The sequence below is a fragment of the Vicinamibacterales bacterium genome, from assembly GCA_035699745.1.
Taxonomy (GTDB): Bacteria; Acidobacteriota; Vicinamibacteria; order Vicinamibacterales; family 2-12-FULL-66-21; genus JAICSD01.
Genome location: DASSPH010000069.1, coordinates 300,946 through 319,521, shown reverse-complemented (window position 1 = coordinate 319,521; position 18,576 = coordinate 300,946). Strand labels below are relative to the sequence as shown.

General features: G+C 69.7%; 12 protein-coding genes. 6 read left to right on the top strand and 6 right to left on the bottom strand.

Annotation, left to right across the window (positions count from 1 at the left end; translation table 11 throughout):
- The 4 genes from VFK57_16710 to VFK57_16695 form a co-directional block, all read right to left on the bottom strand.
- Complete coding sequence (locus VFK57_16710; GenBank protein HET7697358.1) at positions 1–1,674, bottom strand: M56 family metallopeptidase; 1,674 nt, start codon at positions 1,672–1,674, stop codon at positions 1–3.
- The gene (locus VFK57_16705; GenBank protein ID HET7697357.1) at positions 1,674–2,051 is read right to left on the bottom strand and encodes a BlaI/MecI/CopY family transcriptional regulator; all 378 of its coding nucleotides are present in this window, start codon (positions 2,049–2,051) and stop codon (positions 1,674–1,676) included. The genes VFK57_16710 and VFK57_16705 overlap by 1 nt, the downstream gene beginning before the upstream one ends.
- A gap of 64 nt (positions 2,052–2,115) precedes the next feature.
- Complete coding sequence (gene pepT / locus VFK57_16700; protein ID HET7697356.1) at positions 2,116–3,339, bottom strand: peptidase T; 1,224 nt, start codon at positions 3,337–3,339, stop codon at positions 2,116–2,118.
- Positions 3,326–4,243, bottom strand: coding sequence for a hypothetical protein (locus VFK57_16695; protein ID HET7697355.1), 918 nt, complete (start codon positions 4,241–4,243; stop codon positions 3,326–3,328). Before VFK57_16695 ends, pepT begins: the two co-directional genes overlap by 14 nt.
- On the opposite strand from VFK57_16695, the gene VFK57_16690 reads away from it, so the two are divergent.
- From VFK57_16690 to VFK57_16670, 5 genes are all read left to right on the top strand, one after another.
- Positions 4,236–4,811, top strand: a complete 576-nt coding sequence (locus VFK57_16690) for a helix-turn-helix transcriptional regulator (GenBank protein HET7697354.1) — start codon at positions 4,236–4,238, stop codon at positions 4,809–4,811. The genes VFK57_16695 and VFK57_16690 overlap by 8 nt on opposite strands.
- A 79-nt stretch (positions 4,812–4,890) precedes the next feature.
- Positions 4,891–10,800 (top strand): MG2 domain-containing protein, encoded by a 5,910-nt coding sequence (locus tag VFK57_16685; GenBank protein ID HET7697353.1) that lies wholly within the window; start codon positions 4,891–4,893, stop codon positions 10,798–10,800.
- Positions 10,797–13,199, top strand: a complete 2,403-nt coding sequence (pbpC, locus tag VFK57_16680; GenBank protein ID HET7697352.1) for a penicillin-binding protein 1C — start codon at positions 10,797–10,799, stop codon at positions 13,197–13,199. The genes VFK57_16685 and pbpC overlap by 4 nt, the downstream gene beginning before the upstream one ends.
- 10 nt (positions 13,200–13,209) lie before the next feature.
- Positions 13,210–13,713, top strand: coding sequence for a methylated-DNA--[protein]-cysteine S-methyltransferase (locus VFK57_16675; protein HET7697351.1), 504 nt, complete (start codon positions 13,210–13,212; stop codon positions 13,711–13,713).
- A gap of 69 nt (positions 13,714–13,782) precedes the next feature.
- Positions 13,783–14,037 (top strand): GlsB/YeaQ/YmgE family stress response membrane protein, encoded by a 255-nt coding sequence (locus VFK57_16670; protein ID HET7697350.1) that lies wholly within the window; start codon positions 13,783–13,785, stop codon positions 14,035–14,037.
- Positions 14,038–14,044: 7 nt separating this feature from the next.
- Here the strand turns inward: VFK57_16670 and VFK57_16665 are convergent, their stop codons facing one another.
- On the bottom strand, positions 14,045–14,398 hold the full coding sequence (locus VFK57_16665) for a hypothetical protein (GenBank protein HET7697349.1): 354 nt from the start codon (positions 14,396–14,398) through the stop codon (positions 14,045–14,047).
- A gap of 150 nt (positions 14,399–14,548) precedes the next feature.
- On the opposite strand from VFK57_16665, the gene speA reads away from it, so the two are divergent.
- Positions 14,549–16,495 (top strand): biosynthetic arginine decarboxylase, encoded by a 1,947-nt coding sequence (gene speA / locus VFK57_16660; GenBank protein HET7697348.1) that lies wholly within the window; start codon positions 14,549–14,551, stop codon positions 16,493–16,495.
- On the opposite strand, the gene VFK57_16655 is transcribed toward speA, so the two are convergent.
- Positions 16,468–18,516: a hypothetical protein gene (locus tag VFK57_16655; protein HET7697347.1), complete on the bottom strand. Its 2,049-nt coding sequence runs from the start codon at positions 18,514–18,516 to the stop codon at positions 16,468–16,470. The genes speA and VFK57_16655 overlap by 28 nt on opposite strands.
- Positions 18,517–18,576 lie beyond the last annotated feature (60 nt).

Here is an 18,576-nt window from a genome sequence, read left to right as displayed (position 1 = left end):
TTACTGCAGCGTGAAGTTGACGGTCACGGTCATCATGACCGCGCTCGGCTGGCCGTTCAGCAGCGTCGGGGTGAACTCCCACTGGCCGACCGCGGCGAGCGCCGCCTCGTCCAGCAGAGGAATCGACCGCAGCACGCGCGATGCCGCCACATGGCCGGCCGGATCGATGATGGCCTCCACGATCACGACACCCTGGACGCGCGCTGACTGGGCGATCGGCGGATAGAGCGGCTTCACGTCCTTGATTTTCATCGGCGGCTTGAGCTCACCGCCGATGCGCAGCGGTTTGTAAGTCTCCAGCGCCAGCTTGTACTCGTCGCTCATGAACGAGGGGGCGGACGGCGGCGGAGGCGGCGGCGGGGGAGGAGGACCGCCGGCCCAGCCGCCTTCCGGCAGCCCCTGCGCCTTGCGCAGCTCGATCGCGCGGGCGCGCAGCGCGTTCGCTTCCTCGATCAGGCGCCGCTGTTCGTCCGCGTCGCTGACCATCAGCGCCTGCATTCGCAGCAGGATGTTCTTGTAGATCATCGCCTCGACGTAGTCGGGATTCAGCGCCAGCGCGCGATCCTCGGCGGCGATCCCCTTCTGGATCAGGTCCAGCCGCTGGTCGGGCGTCAGCGAACTGTCCTTTTCCGCCTTCTCCCAGTATTCGACCGCCTGGCGGTGATACGTGGCGGGCGACAGCGGATCGCGCGGCGGCCTCTGCACCTGCGGGTCGCCGGCGATCGGCGCCCCCGGTCCATGCAGCGGAAACGCCCTGACGGCGCCCAGCGTGCCGGCGCCGAGCGCGACGACCAGCGCGCCCGAGACGACGGCGATGCGGCTCGAAGACATTCCACCCTCCTTTGACAGCAGCATGACCCGATGGAACAGATGACGGCGCGCCGAGAACGCGGCTGACGAGCGCAGGCCGGTGTCGTCGGCGAACGCCAGGAGCGTATCCAGATAGGTGCGCCGCGCGTTGGTGACCAGAATCGACAGCTCGTCGACGACGGTCTCGCGCGCGAGCTGGACGCGCGAGATCAGCCACCACATCGCCGGATGGAACCAGAAGATCGAGCGGACGATCTCCTCGCCGATGACCCACGCCCAGTCGCGGCGCTTGACGTGATGCAGCTCGTGCGCGACGACGGCACGCTGGGCGGCGTGGTCGACGGACTTCAGCGCGATCGGCAGCAGCACGACGGGCCGCAGCAGTCCGAACGTCACCGGATGCCGCACGTGCGGCGACCAGAGAATCGGCGCCCGGATGCCGATCGCCTCCTGCAGATCGTCGAAGCCGAGCGCAGGCGTTCCGCTGCGGCGCCGCAGCGCTTCGAGCCGGGCAACGCCGATCGCCATCCATCCCAGCCGCATGCCGATGCCCGCCAGGATGACGATCTGAAGTGGGAAACCCCAGTCGAAGGGCGGCGGCGGAGGCGGCGCGTCCGGGACCCCGGAAAAGTTCACCGGCGCGGTTGCGACGCCCGCCGCTCCCGCCCCGTCGGGGACGAAAGTCATCTCGTGCGGCCGCCAGGGCTGGACGAGGGGCAGCGCCAGGCAGACGAGCAGCACCAGGCGCCAGAACGCGTAATGCACGCCCGCGGCGCGAAGACCGAGCACCCGCGGCAACCCCGCGCACACGAAGACAACCAGCGCGACCTGCGCGACGTAGGCAATGAAGTTGGCGGCGACCATCATTCCTCCACCTCCTCGATGGCGCGCAGCAGCGCGCGGCGCTCCTTGTCGCTCAGCTTCGTCTCTTTCACCAGGTGCAGGAGCATCGGCCGCGACGCCCCGTCGAAGACCCGGTCGATGAACTCGCGGACCATGCCGCCGAGCACCTGCTGGCGCGGCCGCGCCGGGCGGTAGAGGAAGGCGCGGTCGGCGCGCGTCTTCTTCACGTAGCCCTTCTGCTCGAGGATCTTCATCATCGTCAGCACGGTGGTGTAGGCCACGTCGCGGTTCTCGCGCAGCTGCTCGTAGATGTCGCGCACGGTGGCGCTTTCGAGCCGCCAGACCACTTTCATGATGGCGAGCTCCTGCGGGGTCAGCGTCGGGGTCGGGGTGCGCATCTACTAACTATTTAGTACTTAGTAGGTCGATCGTGTCAAGTCCCCGCCGCGGCCGCCCCGCCGCTCAGGGCGCCGCCCACAGCCTGGCCAGCTCGACGACGGCGCGCACCCCGAGCTCCAGCTCCTGGCGGGAGGTCCACTCGAGCCGGGAATGGAAGTTGTGCTCGCCGGCGAACAGGTTCGGCGTCGGCAGCCCCATGAACGACAGGCGCGAGCCGTCGGTGCCGCCGCGGATCGGCTTCTCGATCGGCGCCAGCCCGATGCGCCGGATCGCTTCGCGCGCCCGCTCGACCACCAGCGGATGGCGATCGAGCACCTCGCGCATGTTGCGGTACTGCTCCTGCACGTCGATCTCGATCCGCGCGCCGGTCCCGGCGGCGGCGGCGCGCGCGATCTCCTCGACCAGCGCCTGCTGCCGGCGCAGCGCCGCGCGCTCGAAGTCGCGCAGCAGCACGCGGACGGTGGTGCGATCGACCGAGGCGTCCATCTGGTACGGATGGACGTAGCCGTCGTATCCGTCCGTCGTTTCCGGCGACAGCCGCTCGCGCGGCAGGCGATCCACGAAGCGCGACGCCGCCTTGATCGCGTTGATCATCGTGCCGCGCGCGTAGCCCGGGTGGGTGTTGAACCCATGGAACGTGACGCGCATGACGTCGGCGGAGAAGCTCTCGTGCTCCAGCTCGCCGGCCCCTCCGCCGTCGATGGTGTAGGCGCAGACGGCGCCGAACCGCGCGAGGTCGAAGCGATCCGCGCCCCGGCCGATTTCCTCGTCCGGCGTGAAGGCGAGGCGAATCGGGCCGTGAGGCATCTCCGGGTGCGCGAGCAGGTACTCGGCGGCGGCAACCGCGATCGCCACTCCGGCCTTGTCATCCGCCCCCAGCAGCGTCGTCCCCGAGGCGGTCACGATGTCATGGCCGACGCAGGCCGCCAGCGCGGGGTCGTCCTCGGCGCGGAGCACCGCGGTCGGATCGTCGGGCAGCACGATGGCCCGGCCGTCCCACGCGGCGTGAACGATCGGCCTGACGTTCGCGCCGTCCATTTCGGGCGACGTGTCGACGTGAGCGATGAAGCCAATCGCCGGCAGGTCCGGACCGGCGGTCGCCGGGACGCCCGCCATCAGGTAGCCGTGCGCGTCGAGCGTCACGTCGGTGAGACCGATCGCGCGCAACTCGCCGGCGAGAAGCTCCTGCAGGACGAGCTGTCCCGGCGTGCTCGGCGAGGAGGCGGACGAGTCGTCGGCGCGGGTGTCTATCGCGACGTAGCGCAGGAACCGGTCAAGGACTGACATTCAGCAGATTCGCGAGTTGCTGTGAAGAGGCCTCGTGCACGATCAGCTGGTCGGCGCGGCGGATGGCCGCCAGCGGATCGTGGTCTCGCGCGACCTCGATCTCGAACGTGTGATGGCACGCACGGAGGTAGCGGACTATCGTGCGCAATCCGTCCCCCTGATACGCAATCCACGATCCGAAGGCGCGTGCCGCGAGCCAGCGCTTCACCGCCGGCTCGAAGCCGGGGAGCGATGACACCGGCGGGGCCGCGGACGCGATCGCATCCTGGATCGTCTCTTCCAGCGTCGTGTCGCCGCCGGGACGCCACGCGGCGATGCGTCCGGTGGCCCGGTCGAGGGCGTCGAGCGCGCCGCGCGCCGGCACGCCGTCGTGCGTGAGGATGGCAATCGCGAACCGCTCCCACAGGTCGTAGCTGTCCAGATCCATCATCACGCCGGGACGGAGGAGCGGCGGCCAGACGTCGCGCGCGTTCAGCCCGTCGAGCGGCTCACAGCCGGCCAGCGGCGCCGGCGCGTCGACGATGGTGACCTCGTCGTCCGACTCGAAGAGCAGCGCGGCGGCGGTCGGGCAGAAGTGCGAGAGCGAGATGAACGTGCCGCGCGAGTCGTGCAGGACGACCCGCGGGAACATGCGGCAGGGGAGGGGCAGGGCGGCGTGGCCGCCGGCCCGGTGAATCTCGCACACGTGCGCGCCGCCGGCTTCCCGTCCGAGAAACGAGCAGCGGCCGTCCGTCAGCACGGCCGCCGCCGATCCGCCGGCGGCGTGAATGCGGCCGGCGGCGAGCTTCAGCGCGCCGACCGTGCGGAGCTCCGCCGGGTCGAAGGGAATGTTCCAGCCGGCGGTGCAGCAGGCGCCGGAGCGCCGGCACCGGTACGCTGCATGAAAACTGAGGCACTTGGCCACGGCGGAGTGTTCCAACATCGTAACGCCGATTACAGGAACGTTCGGGCGCGCCCCGCGATCGAGCGGGTTTGGCGCGAAAACGCGAACCGGTGTGCGGCTCGGGTTTTGCGATGCACAAGCCGCCGCCATGTCCGAACGGGATACATTCGGTCCTCGCCTGCGCCGGGAACGCGAACGGCGCGGCATCTCCCTCGAAACCATCGCCGCCCTGACCAACGTCAGTATCGAACTCTGGCAGGGGTTCGAGCGGAACGACTTCTCGCGCTGGCCCAAGGGCGTGTTCGCGCGCGCCTTCGTGCGCGACTACGCCAAGGCGGTGGGGCTCGACGCGAACGAAGTCGTCGACGATTTCTGCCGGCTGTTTCCCGTGGGTGACCGCCGCGTGGTGCCGACGATCCGCGAGCAGGCCCGGTTGATCGGCCACGACCCGGAGCTGCAGGACGAGCAGGCGATGATCCCCGGCGGGGTCGATCGGCGCGGCAACCGGCAGCCCCCGGCGGCGCCGCCGGTGCCGCGGATGCGGCTGGTGCCGCGCCTCCTGCGCGCGATCTTCCATCCTCAGAGCTGACCGACCGGCCGTCCGGCCGGCAGCGGTGTCATATGTAGCGAGTATCATCCGGACCACGCCTATGATCCGCGCGACGCGTTTGGCGCCTTTCGTCTTCTCCCTCTTCTTCCTTCTTCCGTCTTTCGTCGTCCTGCTGCCGTGGTCCGCCGCGGCGCAGGCGCGCGCCCCGCTGCGGGTCGTGAGCGCCGGGCCGACCGGCGAAGCGGCGTCGATCGAAGAGGCCAGCGAGATCCGCGTGGTCTTCTCCGAGCCGATGGCGGCGCTCGGCCAGGTGCCGCTGACGCTGCGGCCGCCGTTCTTCCGCATCAGCCCGGCGGTTGCCGGTACGTTCCGGTGGTCGGGTGCGACGGTCCTGATCTTCACGCCGGCCAGGCGGCTGCCGCTGGCCACGCGCTACGACGTGACGATCGCGGCGACGGCAGCGGCCTTGAGCGGACGGACGCTGGCGGCGCCGTACCGATTCAGCTTCACGACGCCGACCGCGCGCCTGCTGCGCACCGAGTGGTACCGTCCCGGCGGCCGCTACGACGCCGCCCCGCTCTTCGTCCTGCGCTTCAACCAGCCGGTGAAGCCGGCGGACGTGCTGCCGCACGTGCGCGCGTCGTTCCAGAGCCATCTGTTCACGCCGCCGGTCATCGCCGCGCCGGCGCAGACGCGGTTGCGCACGATCGATCCCGGCGCGATGGACGCGTTCACCGCGAAGGTCCAGCGTGCGCGCGACGCGGCGAACGCGACCTCGCTCGTCCCTCTCGAGATCGCGGCCGACTGGGACAAGCGGCGATTCAAGCCGTCCGCCGACATGGTGGTGCTGCGCGCCGCGGCGGAGGTGCCGCCCGAGAGCTGGGTCCGGCTCGAGGTCGACGGCCGGGTGCCGTCGGCCGCCGGGCTCGCGGTGTCCGGACGTCCGCAGAACTACACCGTCCAGGTCGAACCGGCGTTCTTCGTCTACCGCGTCTATTGCCAGAGCGCGTGCGATCCGGACAACGCCAACCCGGTCGAGTTCCGCGGTCCGGTGAAGGCGGCGGCGTTCGCTGCGGCGCTCGGCGCCACCGATGTCACGGATCCGCGCCGCGAGCGCGCGCTCACCAAGGCCAGGCCGCGGCAGCGGGAAAGCTGGGAGCTGGACGAGTCGAGCGAGCTTTCGCTGGAGGACGCCGGCTTTCCGGCGCAGCCTCCGGCATCGACGCTGCTGCTGACCCTCCCGGCGGACCTGAAATCGAGCGACGGGCAAACGCTCGGGTACACCTGGGCGGGGCTGGTCGAAACCTGGCATCAGCGCGCCTTTACCAGCTTCGGCGACGGCCACGGCGTCTGGGAGCACGGCGGTGGCCCGCAGCTGCCGTTCTACGCCCGCAACTTCCAGAACGTGCTGCAGTGGGCGGCGCGAATCGAGCCATCGCAGCTGATGCCGACGCTGATGGATCTCCAGTCGTCGAGCTTCCGCGTCACGCCGCCGGCGCCGGGCACGCCGCGCCGGCTGTCCGTCACCCCGGACCGGATTCAATCACACGGCCTCGACCTGTCACGCGTGTTGAGCCCGTCGGGGCACGGACTGGTGTGGACCGCCGTCCAGGAAGGGACACCGATCGATCGCGCGCGCGCGGCGCGGACCCGCGACAACCGGCCGCTGGTGCGCGCCAGCCTGGTGCAGGTCACCAACCTGGGGATCAGCGTCAAGGACAGCCCGCAGAACACCTTGATCTGGGTGACGCGCCTGAACGATGCGGCGCCGGTGCCCGGCGCGCGGGTGTCGATCGTGACGACCGGCGGACAGGTGGCGTGGACCGGTACCACCGGGGCGGACGGCACGGCGCTCGCCCCGCAGACGCGGCTGCGCAACCCGCGCGACTGGTCGCAGCTCGCCTTCGTGGTGACGGCGGAGAAGGATGGCGACGTCGCCTACACGGCGAGCGACTGGCACGACGGGATCCTGCCCTGGGAGTTCGGATCCCCCTTCGATCTGGACGAAGCGGACCCGCTCCTGCGCGGCACCGTCTTCACCGATCGCGGCGTCTACAAGCCGGGCGAAGAGGTGCACTTCAAGGCCATCCTGCGGAGCAACGCGCCGGGCGGCATCCGCCTGCTGCCCGAGGGCACGGCCGTGTTCGTCGCGGTGCGCGACGCGCGCGACAAGGTGATCGACGAACGGACGGTCCCTTTGACCGGCTGGAGCACGGCGGAATGGACGATGACGGTGCCGGCGGACGGGTCGCTCGGCAGCTACTCGGTGCGGGCGATTCTCGATCGCGATCGCGTCAAGAAGGACCCGGCGCAGCCGCCGTCCGAAGAAGGGGAGTTCGATCACCGGGAGTGGAAGCAGACGGTCTCCGGCGGCTTCCTCGTCGCCGCATACCGCCGGCCCGACTTCCGCGTCGACGTCACCCTCGCCGGCCAGTCGCGCATCGCCGGCGATCCGTTGAACGCCGTCGTCGCCGCGCGGTACCTGTTCGGCGCGCCGATGATGAACCGGCCCACGCTGTGGCGGTTCACGCGCGCGCCGGTGTTCTCGGCCCCGTCGACCATCGAGGAGGCGTTTCCGAGCGAGCGGTGGACGTTCGTGGGGTGGAGCGCCTCGGAGATTCCGCGCGGCCGTGCGGAGACGGCCTCGGACACCGGGACGCTCGCCGGCAACGGGCAGCTCGCGCTGACGCTGCAGACCGATCTCAAGGCTGGCGTGCCATACAGCTACACGCTCGAGGGAGACGTCGAAGACGTCTCGCGCCAGCACATCGCCAACCGCGCCAGCCTGGTGGTGCATCCGGCGCCGTGGTACATCGGCATCCGCAAGATCCCGCTGTTCAACGAACAGCGGAACGGACTCGAGACCCAGCTCGTTGCCGTGGGGCTGGATGGCAAGCCCGTCGCGGGCGTGCCGATCGCGGTGAAGCTGACGCAGATTCAGTGGCAGAGCGTGCGGCGCGCCGAAGGGAGCGGCTTCTACGGCTGGGAGACGCAGCGCGTCGAGCTTCCCGCAGGTTCGTGGACGATGACCTCCGCGGCCGACCCCGTCCCGCTGCGCGTCGAGCTTCCCGGTGGCGGCTACTTCGTGCTCGAGGCGCGCGCCGGCGACACCGACGGCCGTCACGCGGTGACGCGCGAGGCGTTCTATTCGCTCGGCCGCGGCTACACGGCGTGGCAGCGCTACGATCACAATCGCATCGATCTCGTCGCCGATCGCAGCCGCTACAGGCCGGGAGACACCGCGCGGATCATGATCCAGTCGCCGTGGGAACGGGCGAGCGCGCTGGTGACGACCGAGCGCGAGGGGGTGCGCTCGCACCGGCAGTTCACCCTGACGTCGACGCAGGAGTCGATCGACGTGCCGATCGGAGAGGGGGACATTCCGAACGTGTATGTCTCGGTCCTCCTCGTGAAGGGCCGCAGCGTCCCCGCCGGCGGCGCGGCGGCGACGCAGGCGGAGCGTGCGTCGGACGCGAAGATCGACGATCCGTCCGATCCGGGCAAGCCGGCATTCAAGCTGGGGTACGTGCAGCTCGCGGTCGAAGACACGAGCAAGCGGCTCACCGTCGCGGTGGCGGCGAACCGCACCGAGTTCCGCCCGGCGAACAATGCGACCGTCACCATCGACGTGAAGGATCGCGACGGACGCGGCACGGCGAGCGAAGTGACGCTCTGGGCGGTGGACTACGGCGTTCTGTCGCTGACCGCCTATCGCACGCCCGACGTGCTCGGGTCGGTCTACGTGCACAAGGCCCTGCAGGTGCTCACCGAAGACGGGCGCCAGAAGATCATTTCGCGCCGCGTCATCACGCCCAAAGGGGATACGGACGGGGGTGGCGGCGGCGACGCGCTCGCTGCCGATGCGCGCCAGGATTTCCGCGTGCTCGCGTTCTGGGTCGGGTCGATCACCACGAATGCGAGCGGGCGCGCCAGCGTGGAGGTCAAGCTGCCGGAATCGCTCACCACCTACCGCATCATGGCCGTGGCGGGGGACCGCGGTTCGCGCTTCGGGTTCGGCGACAGCGAGATTCGCATCAACAAGCCGGTCACGTTGAAGGCCGCCTTTCCGCGATTCCTCGCGGTCGGCGACAAGGCCTCGTTCGGCGCCGTCGTGACGAGCCAGCTGACGGCTGCCGGCCCGGCCACGGTCACCGTCGAGAGCCTCGATCCGCAGGTGCTGCAGTTCGCGGCCGCCGGTCCGCAGACCATCGAGGTGCCGGCGGGAGGCTCGGTCGAGGCGCGCTTCGAGGCGGCGGGCCGCGCCATCGGCCGCGCGCGCGTGCGGATGACCGTCCGGCTGAATGGCGAGACCGACGCGTTTCAGGACGTGATCCCGGTCGAGATCCTCGTCTCGCCGGAAACGGTGTCGGCCATCGGCGAAGCGGGTGAGGCGTCGCCGACCGCGTCCGAGGTGCTGCGGCCTCCCGCCGGCATCGTGCCGACGTTCGGCGGCCTGCAGATCGATCTCGCGTCCACCGCGCTCGTCGGCCTCGGCGAAGGGGCGCGCTACCTGGTCGAGTATCCCTATGGATGCGCCGAGCAGCGCGGCTCCCGGACGCTCGCGCTGCTGCTCTCGGCGGATCTCGGCGGCGCGTTCAAGCTGCCGGGCATCGACGCCGCGCAGCTGCGGCCGACCGTGCAGTCGGCGCTTCGCGAGCTGGAGCGGTTCCAGTGCGACAACGGCGGATTCGCCTACTGGCCGGGCGCGTGCTGGAGCACGTCGCCGTACCTCACCGCGTATCTGCTGCACGTGTTCAAAGTGGCCGGCGATCTCAAGTACACCGTGGACGCGCGCGTGCGCGAGCGGGCGTACGCCTACCTCGAGGGAGAGCTGGCGCAGAAGCCGCCGGTCAACGAGAGCTGGTGGCCCTCCTACACCGCGTGGCAGACGTTCGCGGTGAAGGTGCTGGTCGAAGGCGGCCGAAACCAGGATGCCAACCTCACGCGCCTTTACGGCTACCGGGAGCGGATGCCGGTGTTCGCGCTCGCCTACCTGAACGACGCGCTCGTCGCGGCCGGCGAAGGGACGGGCCTCCGCTCCGCGGATCTGCGGCGCCGCATCGGCAACGCGATCCTGCCGGAGGCTGCCACCGCACACGTCGAGGAGCTGAACGATCCATATCTGCTCTGGTTCTGGAACTCGAACGTGCGCTCGACGGCGATCGCGCTGCGCTCGCTGGTGGGGGCCGATGTGCCGGACGCGCCGTACCGGGGGCTGGTGAACTGGCTGCTGCGCGCGCGCAAGGACGGGCGCTGGGGCAACACGCAGGAGAACGCCATCGCGCTCGAGGCGCTCGTCGCCTACTACCGCCGCTTCGAGGCGGCGGCGCCCGACTTCACTGCGGCCGTGCGGCTCGGATCCGCTGCGCTGGCCACGGCGCAGTTCCAGGGACGGTCGGCCGAATCCCGTGCGACGGAGATACCGATGGCCAGGCTGCTCGCCGGCGCACCCGCGGGCGCCGAGCAGCCGCTGACGTTCACGCGCACCGGCACGGGAACCTTGTTCTACTCCGCGCGGCTCCGCTACGCCGTCGACCGGCTGTTCCAGCAGGGACTGGATCAGGGCATCCGCATCGAACGGAGCTACGCACCTTACGTCGAGAAGGGCACGCGGCCGGCGTCCACCGCCTACCAAGCGGGGGACCTGGTGCGCATCACGCTGACGCTCAACCTGACGAAGGAGCGCCGGTTCGTCGCGGTCACCGATCCGCTGCCCGCGGGATTCGAGCCGGTCGAATCTTGGTTCGCGACCTCCGCGCAGTCGCTCGCCCAGGCGCAGAACGAGGCGGCGCAGCCCGGCGACTGGACCGCCTGGTGGCAGCGCGGCGGCTTCGATCACGTCGAGCGCTTCGACGATCGCGTCCGGCTGTTCGCCACGCGGCTGAGCGAAGGGCGCCACGTGTTCAGCTACATCGCGCGCGCCACGACAGCCGGCACGTTCCGCACCGCGCCGAGCCACGCCGAGGAGATGTACGAGCCCGAGGTGTTCGGACGCACGGCGACCACGGTGATCGAAGTGAAGAAGTGATCCGTGTGACCGGGCTGCTGACGTACCTGCGGCGCCGAATCCGGTCGAAGTGGGTGACGGCCGCGACCGTGGCCGCGATCGGCACGGGTGTCTGGCTGCGTTGCGGGGCGCTGCCAGCCGGGCTGCTGGACGGCGTCGACACACCATCGACCGTCGTCGTCGACCGCCATGGCCGCGTGCTTTACGAGGCGTTGACCTCGTCCGGGTCGCGAGTCGATCCGCTTTCGGCGGACGCGCTGCCGGCGGTGCTGGTGGATGCGACCCTCGCCGCCGAAGATCGCCGGTTCTATTCGCATATCGGCGTCGATCCGGTGGCGATGCTGCGCGCGCTGCGGCAGAACCTCGCCGAGCGGCAGGTTGTCGAGGGGGGCTCGACGATCACCCAGCAGGCGGCGAAGCTGCTGCTGCAGCGCCGCGAAGGGGTGCGTCCGCGCGGCCTTCGCGCCAAGCTGCGCGAGCTGGTGATCGCGCTGCGGCTCGAGCATCGCCTCACCAAGCGCGAAATCCTCGCCCTCTACCTGAACCTCGCGTCCTATGGAAATCAGGCGGCCGGCGCGGGCCGGGCGAGTCAGATCTACTTCGGCGTCGACGCCTCGATGCTGACTCCGGCACAAGCCGGGTTCCTCGCGGCGCTGCCGCAGCGGCCGACGGCATTCAACCCCTGGCGGAACTTCGCGTCGGCGCGCCGGCGGCAGCAGACCGTGCTCCACCGCATGGCGGCGGCCGGGACGCTCAGCCCGGAACGTTTGATCGAAGCGCGCGAGGAACGGATCGCGCTGCGGCCGCGGCAGGCCACGTTCAACGCGCCGCACTTCGTGGAGATGGTCCGATCCGCCGCCGGGCCGGCCGCGACCCGCGTCCAGACCACGCTGGATCTCGATCTGCAGCGCGAGGTCGAGCGCATCGTCGAGCAGGCCCGGCCGGCGCTGCGGGCGCACGGCGCTGCCAATGCTGCTGTCATCGTGCTCGACAACGCCAGCGGCGAGTGGCTGGCGTGGGAGGGCTCCGGCAATTATGGCGATGTCGAAGGTGGTGGATCGATCAACGGTCCGCTGGTGCCGCGTCAACCCGGGTCGGCGCTGAAGCCGTTCACGTATGCGCTCGCGTTCGAGCACGGGTACGGACCGGCGTCCGTGCTCCCGGATCTGGCGACGCACTTTGCCACCGCGGAACCGGGCGTGCTCTACAGCCCGCGGAACTACGACGGCCGCTATCACGGCCCGATGCTGGCGCGGCGGGCGCTGGCCGGCTCGCAGAACGTGCCCGCGGTGGCGCTCGCCTCCGAGATGGGCGTGAGCGCGCTGCTGCGATTCCTGTCCCGGGCGGGACTGTCGACCTTCGATCGCGCGCCGGGTTACTACGGTCTCGGGTTGACGCTGGGCAACGCCGAGGTGAGGCTGGACGAGCTGGTCGCCGCCTACGCCTCGTTTGCACGCGGCGGCGTATGGACGCGGCCGGCGTTTCTCCGTGAGGAGGGCTCGCGGCGGACCGGGGAGACGGAGGCTGAACGCAGCTCAGGCCGTCAGTCTGGAGATCAGCGGACGCTCGTCTCACCCGAGACGGCGTTCCTGATTACCGATATCCTGAGCGACCCGCGCGCGCGGGAGGACGCCTTCGGGCGCGGAAGCGACCTCGATTTTCCGTTCGCCGTCGCCGCGAAGACGGGGACCTCGCAGGCGTATCACGACAACTGGACGATCGGCTACACCAGGGACGTCACCATCGGCGTGTGGGTCGGCAACTTCGATCGGACGCCGCTGCGCAATTCGTCGGGCGTCACGGGAGCGGGGCCGATCTTTCACCAGGTCATGCTGGCGGCGGCGAAGGGGCGCGAGTCGGCCACGGCTCACGCCATCCTTCCGGCGCCGCAGGGACTCGAGCGGACGAACATCTGCATGCTTTCCGGTCAGCGCGCGAATGCCTGGTGTCCGTCCCGGTCGGCCGAATGGAGCGTCAAGGGCTCCGACCCGGTGCCGTGCTCGTGGCATCACGCGAGCGACGGCGAGCTTCTGACCATCTACCCGCCCGAGTACCGCGCCTGGGCCTCCGCCTCCCCGCGCGCCTCGGCGGACGGATCCGGCGCGTTCCGCGCCCGGGTGGACGGCGGTACCGACGCTCCCGCCGCCGCCACCAGACGGATCGCGGCCCTGCAGATCGCCAATCCGCCCGCCGGAGCGATTTACAGCATCGATCCGACCCTGCGGCGGGAGTTCCAGGCGCTCCCGCTGCGCGCCACCACCGAGCGGCCGACGACCGTGACGTGGCTCGTCGATGGTGCGATGATCGGAACGTCCTCGTCGGAGCGGGCACTCGCGTGGCCGCTTGCCGTGGGGACGCATCAGATTGAGGTCCGCGACGCCGACGGCAGGCGTGCCCGCGCCTCCGTCGTCGTGAAGTAGATCGCCCGTCATGATTCAGATTCAGACCGTGGACTCCCCGATCGGCCCGCTGACCGCCGCGGAGCGCGCCGGCCGCGTCTGCCTCCTGCACTTCGGGCCGGACGGCCCCGAAATCGACCGCACGTTCGAGCGCTGGTATCCCGGCGAGCTCCGTTCGCGGCAGCCGCTTTCCACGGCGGCCGTTCTGCGGCGCTATTTCGAGGGGGACCTGGGCGTGCTGGACGGCGTGCCCGTCGAGCTGAACGGGACATCCTTCCAGAAGCAGGTCTGGCAGGCGCTTCGGCGGATCCCGGCCGGCACCAGCATCTCTTATGCGGAGCTGGCGCGGCGGATCGGCAGCGTCACCGCCGTCCGCGCGGTAGGCGCCGCCAATGGCGCGAACCCCGTTGCCGTCATCGTGCCCTGTCACCGGGTCATCGGTTCGGACGGCAGCCTGACCGGCTACGGCGGCGGTCTCGAGCGCAAGCAGTGGCTGCTGCAGCACGAGGGCCTCATCCGGCCGAAACTCTTCTGACCGCGCCACGGCAGAGCCGTCGTTGGCGAGTAGCTTGCTCTCCTGCGTCAGGAGTAAGGAGGCGAGCCGATGGGCATTCTGTCCTGGATAGTCTTTGGGTTGGTCGTGGGGATAATTGCGAAGCTCGTGACACCGGGCCGCGACCCCGGCGGCTTCATCGTGACGATGCTGCTGGGCATCGCCGGCGCTCTGCTCGGCGGGTTCATCGGCCGCGCGATGGGGTTCTACGGCCCGAACGAGTCAGCCGGCTGGCTGATGTCGATCGCCGGCGCGATCCTGCTGCTGGTGATCTACCGGCTGGTCGCCCGCCGCAGAACGATCTGACCCGCGGTCACGCCGAGGGACTGGCAGTCGCCGCCGAGCGCACCGCGCCGATGAGATCGTCCGCCGTGAACGGGCGGAGGATCTCGACCCGGCCGTCCGCCGCGGCGGCGCGCCGGTCCCGAACGCAGACGGTTTGAATGTCCGGACAGTCGCGCCGCAGCTGCCGCTCGAGGGCGGCGGCGGAGTCCGCATGGGTCCTCTCGTCGACGACCAGCACGTCGAACCTCCGCCCGCCGGCGCACGCGAGCAGCGCATGGCCGCCGTGCGCGACGGCCGTCACCTGCCATCCCGCCTTGCGCAGGACGTGAGACGCCACGGCACGCAGGTCGCCATCCAGACTGACGAACAGAACCGAAGACATTGCGGTGTGTCGAACCTGACCGCAAGCGCGGTGCCGCCGCGTTTCCTCGAAGATCCGCCGGCGCGCGCGCCGCGGCGTTGCGATTCTGGCAGCGCGATGACGAAAAGCGCGGATGAACTTTGAAATTTTCTGTGTATCATCATCAACGAAGTGAGCAGCCCCACGACCCGCTCGCGTACCTGGCAAGCGGGTGAAATCTTCACCGTCAGCGACGCCACCGAGCTCTACGAGCTGGATCGCTGGGGGAAGGGCTACTTCTCGATCTCGAGCGACGGCCACGTCCTCGTCCATCCGACCAAGGACCGCGCCCGCGCCATCGACCTGAAGCAGCTCACCGACCACCTCCAGCTTCGCGGCATCGGCTTGCCGGTGCTGATCCGGTTCCGCGACATCCTGCGGCACCGCCTCGGGGACATCCACAACGCCTTCAGGGCGGCCATCAACCAGCACTCCTACGAGGGGCGCTACGTCTGCGTCTACCCGATCAAGGTCAACCAGCAGCGCCAGGTCGTCGAAGAGGTGCTGGAGTTCGGCCGCGAGTACGGATTCGGCCTCGAGGCAGGCTCGAAGCCGGAGCTGCTCGCGGTGATGGCGCAGGCGCACAACAACACCCCCATCATCTGCAACGGCTTCAAGGACGCCGAATACATCGAGATGGCGATGCTGGCCCAGAAGGTGGGCCGCAACATCATCCCGGTGGTCGAGAAGTACACCGAGCTCGGCCTGATCCTGAAGTACGCGGAGCGCGTCGGCGTCCGCCCCCAGATCGGCATGCGCGTGAAGCTCGCCGCCCGCGGCAGCGGCCGCTGGCAGGGGTCAGGGGGCTACCGCTCGAAATTCGGCCTGACGGTCGCGGAGGTGCTCCGCGGCCTCGAGGAGCTCAAGAGCCACGGAATGCAGGACTGCTTCAAGCTCCTGCACTTCCACCTCGGAAGCCAGATCCCCAACATCCGCATCGTCAAGGGGGCGCTGAACGAGGCGGCCCGCATCTATACCGAGCTGGTGAAGGCCGGCGCCGGGCTGGAATATCTGGACGTGGGCGGCGGCCTCGGCGTGGACTACGACGGGTCGCAGACGAACTTCGAGTCGAGCGTCAACTACACCCTCGAGGAATACGCCAACGACGTCGTCTATCACATCCAGACGGTGTGTGACGACGCCGGCGTCAAGCACCCGACGATCGTTTCCGAGAGCGGGCGGGCGATCGTCGCCTACCACAGCGTGCTGATCTTCAACGTCCTCGGCGTCTCGGCGTTCGGCGAGGAGAAGATCCCCGAGCACATCTCCCCGGACGAGGCCGAGCAGCCGGTCATCGATCTGCTCGAGACGTTCCAGGGGCTGTCGGTGCGCAACGCCCTCGAAAGCTACCACGACGCGCAGCAGGCGCTCGACATGGCGATGAACCTGTTCACCGGCGGCTACCTGCCGCTCGAGCAGCGCTGCCAGGCCGAGAACCTCTACTGGGCCATCCTGGTCAAGTTGAAGAAGCTGGTCGCGCAGATGGACGACGTCCCCGAGGATCTCCAGGCGCTGGACGACGCCATGGCGGACACCTATTTCTGCAACTTCTCGCTGTTCCAGTCGATTCCCGACAGCTGGGCGATCAAGCAGCTCTTCCCGGTGATGCCGATTCACAACCTGAATCGCCCCCCCAGCCACCACGCCGTGCTGGGGGACATCACCTGCGATTCGGACGGCAAGATCGACTCGTTCATCGACCGCCGCGACGTGAAGAAGACGCTGCCGCTGCACACCGTGAACGGCGAGCCCTACTATCTCGGCGTGTTCCTGGTGGGCGCGTACCAGGAGATCCTGGGGGACCTCCACAACCTGTTCGGCGATACGCACGCCGTGCACGTCAGCCTGGACGACGCCGGCAACGTCGTGCTCGACGCCGTCATCAAGGGAGACACCGTCCGCGAAGTCCTCGACTACGTCGAGTTCGACGCGGAGGTGCTCGTCCGCAAGCTGCGGCACGACGTGGAGGTCGCCGTCCGCGAGGGGCGCGTGACCTACGAAGAGTCCGGACGCCTACTCGAGTTCTACGAGGAAGGCCTCCAGGGCTATACCTACCTCGAAGAGCCGCGCGAGAAGTAGCGCTTCGCGTTCGCCGCGGCTTTCTTGATCGCCGCCTTCTTCAGCAGCGCCATCACCGCCTTGGCCGGGAGCCTTCTCGCCGCCGCTTCGTCCTTGTTCACGACCAGGACCGTCGTCGAGCCGAACGACGTGTTGCCCGCCGCGTCGCGGCAGGCCACCTTGAGCGTGTAGCTGTAATCCTTCTCGGCGCGCACGCTGGCGGTGAACGTGCCGGTGACGACGCCGTCGCTGGCGACGCCGCCGTTGACCACCACGGACTTCAGCGCGCACTGCGGCAGCGCATCGACGTCGTCTGTCGCGTCCACCATCACGTTCACGTTGACCATCTTGCCGTTCGGCGGCCAGATCGTCCCAGGCGTCGCGACGATGCTCTGGATTACGGGCGCCTTCGTGTCAGGGGGCACGACCACTGCCACCGCGCCGGACGACTGGTTTCCGGCCGTGTCGCGGCAGGTCACCGTCAGCGTATAGGTGCGGCCGCCGACGGCGCGGACCTTCGCGGTCAGCGGGCCCGTGATGCCGAAGTCCCCCGTGCTGGACGGAACGACCGAGATCCCGGACAGGGCGCATGAGGGAGACGCGTCAACGTTATCGGTCGCCGTCACGCTCACCGTGACCGCCACACCGGCGCCGTTCGGCGGCCAGATCGTGGACGGGTTCGCCGACAGGCTCGTGATGACGGGGGCGCTGGTGTCGGGCGGCACGGCCACGTCCACCGTGCCGGTGGCTGCGTTGCCCGCCGCGTCGCTGCACGACACCGCGAAGGTATACGTGGCGCCGCCGCGCGCCCGCACCCAGCCGGTCAGCGGTCCGACGACGCTGAAGTCGGTGGCCGGCGCGCCATGGCCGTCGATCCCGGTCACGGCGCACACCGGCGAGGGATCGCGGTCGTCAGTGACGGTTGGCGAGATCGCCACGGTCACCATCCGGTTGTCCGGCGGCTCGATCGTCGACGGCGAGGCGGAGAGCGCTGCGATCACCGGCGCCGTGGTGTCGCTGGTCTGGACGCGGGTCAGGCGGAACACGCGGGGCTGTCCGTTCAGGCGTCCGAGGCCGGCGATGCTGCCGCCGGCGTTCACCGCGAACGCCTGATCGAGCTGCCAGCCGGAGCCGGGGGCGATGAGCGTGTTGAGATCCGCCGAGCCGTCGGCGGTATTCACGAACGCGTGGGCCGCGCCGTCCTCGAGCGAGAGAAACCAGCCGACGGCGACGCCGGCGGCGACTGCCTCGACGGTGCTCTGCGCGGAGGCGGGGAACGCGTCGACGTTGACCGCGGATCCGGAATCGAACACGAACGCGCGGAAGGTTCCGCCGGTGGTCGAGGTCCCGCCGACGCGGCCGGACGCATCGATGGCGCACGCCATGCCGGTGCCGGCAGCGCCGTCCAGCGGGGTGATGTCGGTCACGGAGTTGTCGGCTTCGATCCGGAACGGGTGCTGCTGGCCGACGGCGTTGGCGCCGTAGCCGGCGACCTGTCCCGCGGCGTTCACGCCGCAGGCGATTGCGGCGCCGCCGAGTGTCGGCAGCGCGACCGCCGGCAGTCCGGGAGCCGAGCGGAACCCGAGCGGCCCGTCTGCCGAGTCAGCCTGCCCGATGACGTTGCCGTTGTTGTCGATGGCGCGGCCGAGCGTCATCGTGCCGCCGGGGAGCGGATCGATGAACGTCGCGCCGGGGCCTTCGACGTAGCGGAAGGCGCGGAACGACGTCCCGTTGTAGTGATAGCCGACCAGGTCACCGTTGTCGTTGATGCCCATGGCCTGGCTGTAGAAGCTGCTCACGCCGGGGACGTACTGCCATCCCGTCTCGGCGGTGTAGCGGACCGCGCGAGGATAGCCCGAGGGACCGGTCACGTAACCGGAAAGCTGCCCCGAGGCATTCATTCCGGTCACGGTCGGCGCCTGGCCATCCAACTGCCCCAGGTCCTCCACCGTGTAGAGGGCCGCGTCAGCACGCAACGCTTCCCGGACCGGCAGGGCGACCAACAGGGCTCCGAACGCCGCGGCAAAAATGTGTCGCGTCATGACACGACCTCCGGCTCCTGGCAGAGCAATGCCGGTGCCCGGCTGAGCCAAAATGGGAAC

Excerpts from the sequence above, each read along its gene's own strand:
- VFK57_16670 (HET7697350.1), top strand. The coding sequence starts at position 13,783 with ATGGGCATTCTGTCCTGGATAGTCTTTGGGTTGGTCGTGGGGATAATT.
- VFK57_16655 (HET7697347.1), bottom strand. The coding sequence starts at position 18,516 with ATGACGCGACACATTTTTGCCGCGGCGTTCGGAGCCCTGTTGGTCGCC.
- VFK57_16705 (HET7697357.1), bottom strand. The coding sequence starts at position 2,051 with ATGCGCACCCCGACCCCGACGCTGACCCCGCAGGAGCTCGCCATCATG.
- VFK57_16675 (HET7697351.1), top strand. The coding sequence starts at position 13,210 with ATGATTCAGATTCAGACCGTGGACTCCCCGATCGGCCCGCTGACCGCC.
- VFK57_16710 (HET7697358.1), bottom strand. The coding sequence starts at position 1,674 with ATGGTCGCCGCCAACTTCATTGCCTACGTCGCGCAGGTCGCGCTGGTT.
- VFK57_16665 (HET7697349.1), bottom strand. The coding sequence starts at position 14,398 with ATGTCTTCGGTTCTGTTCGTCAGTCTGGATGGCGACCTGCGTGCCGTG.
- pepT (HET7697356.1), bottom strand. The coding sequence starts at position 3,339 with ATGTCAGTCCTTGACCGGTTCCTGCGCTACGTCGCGATAGACACCCGC.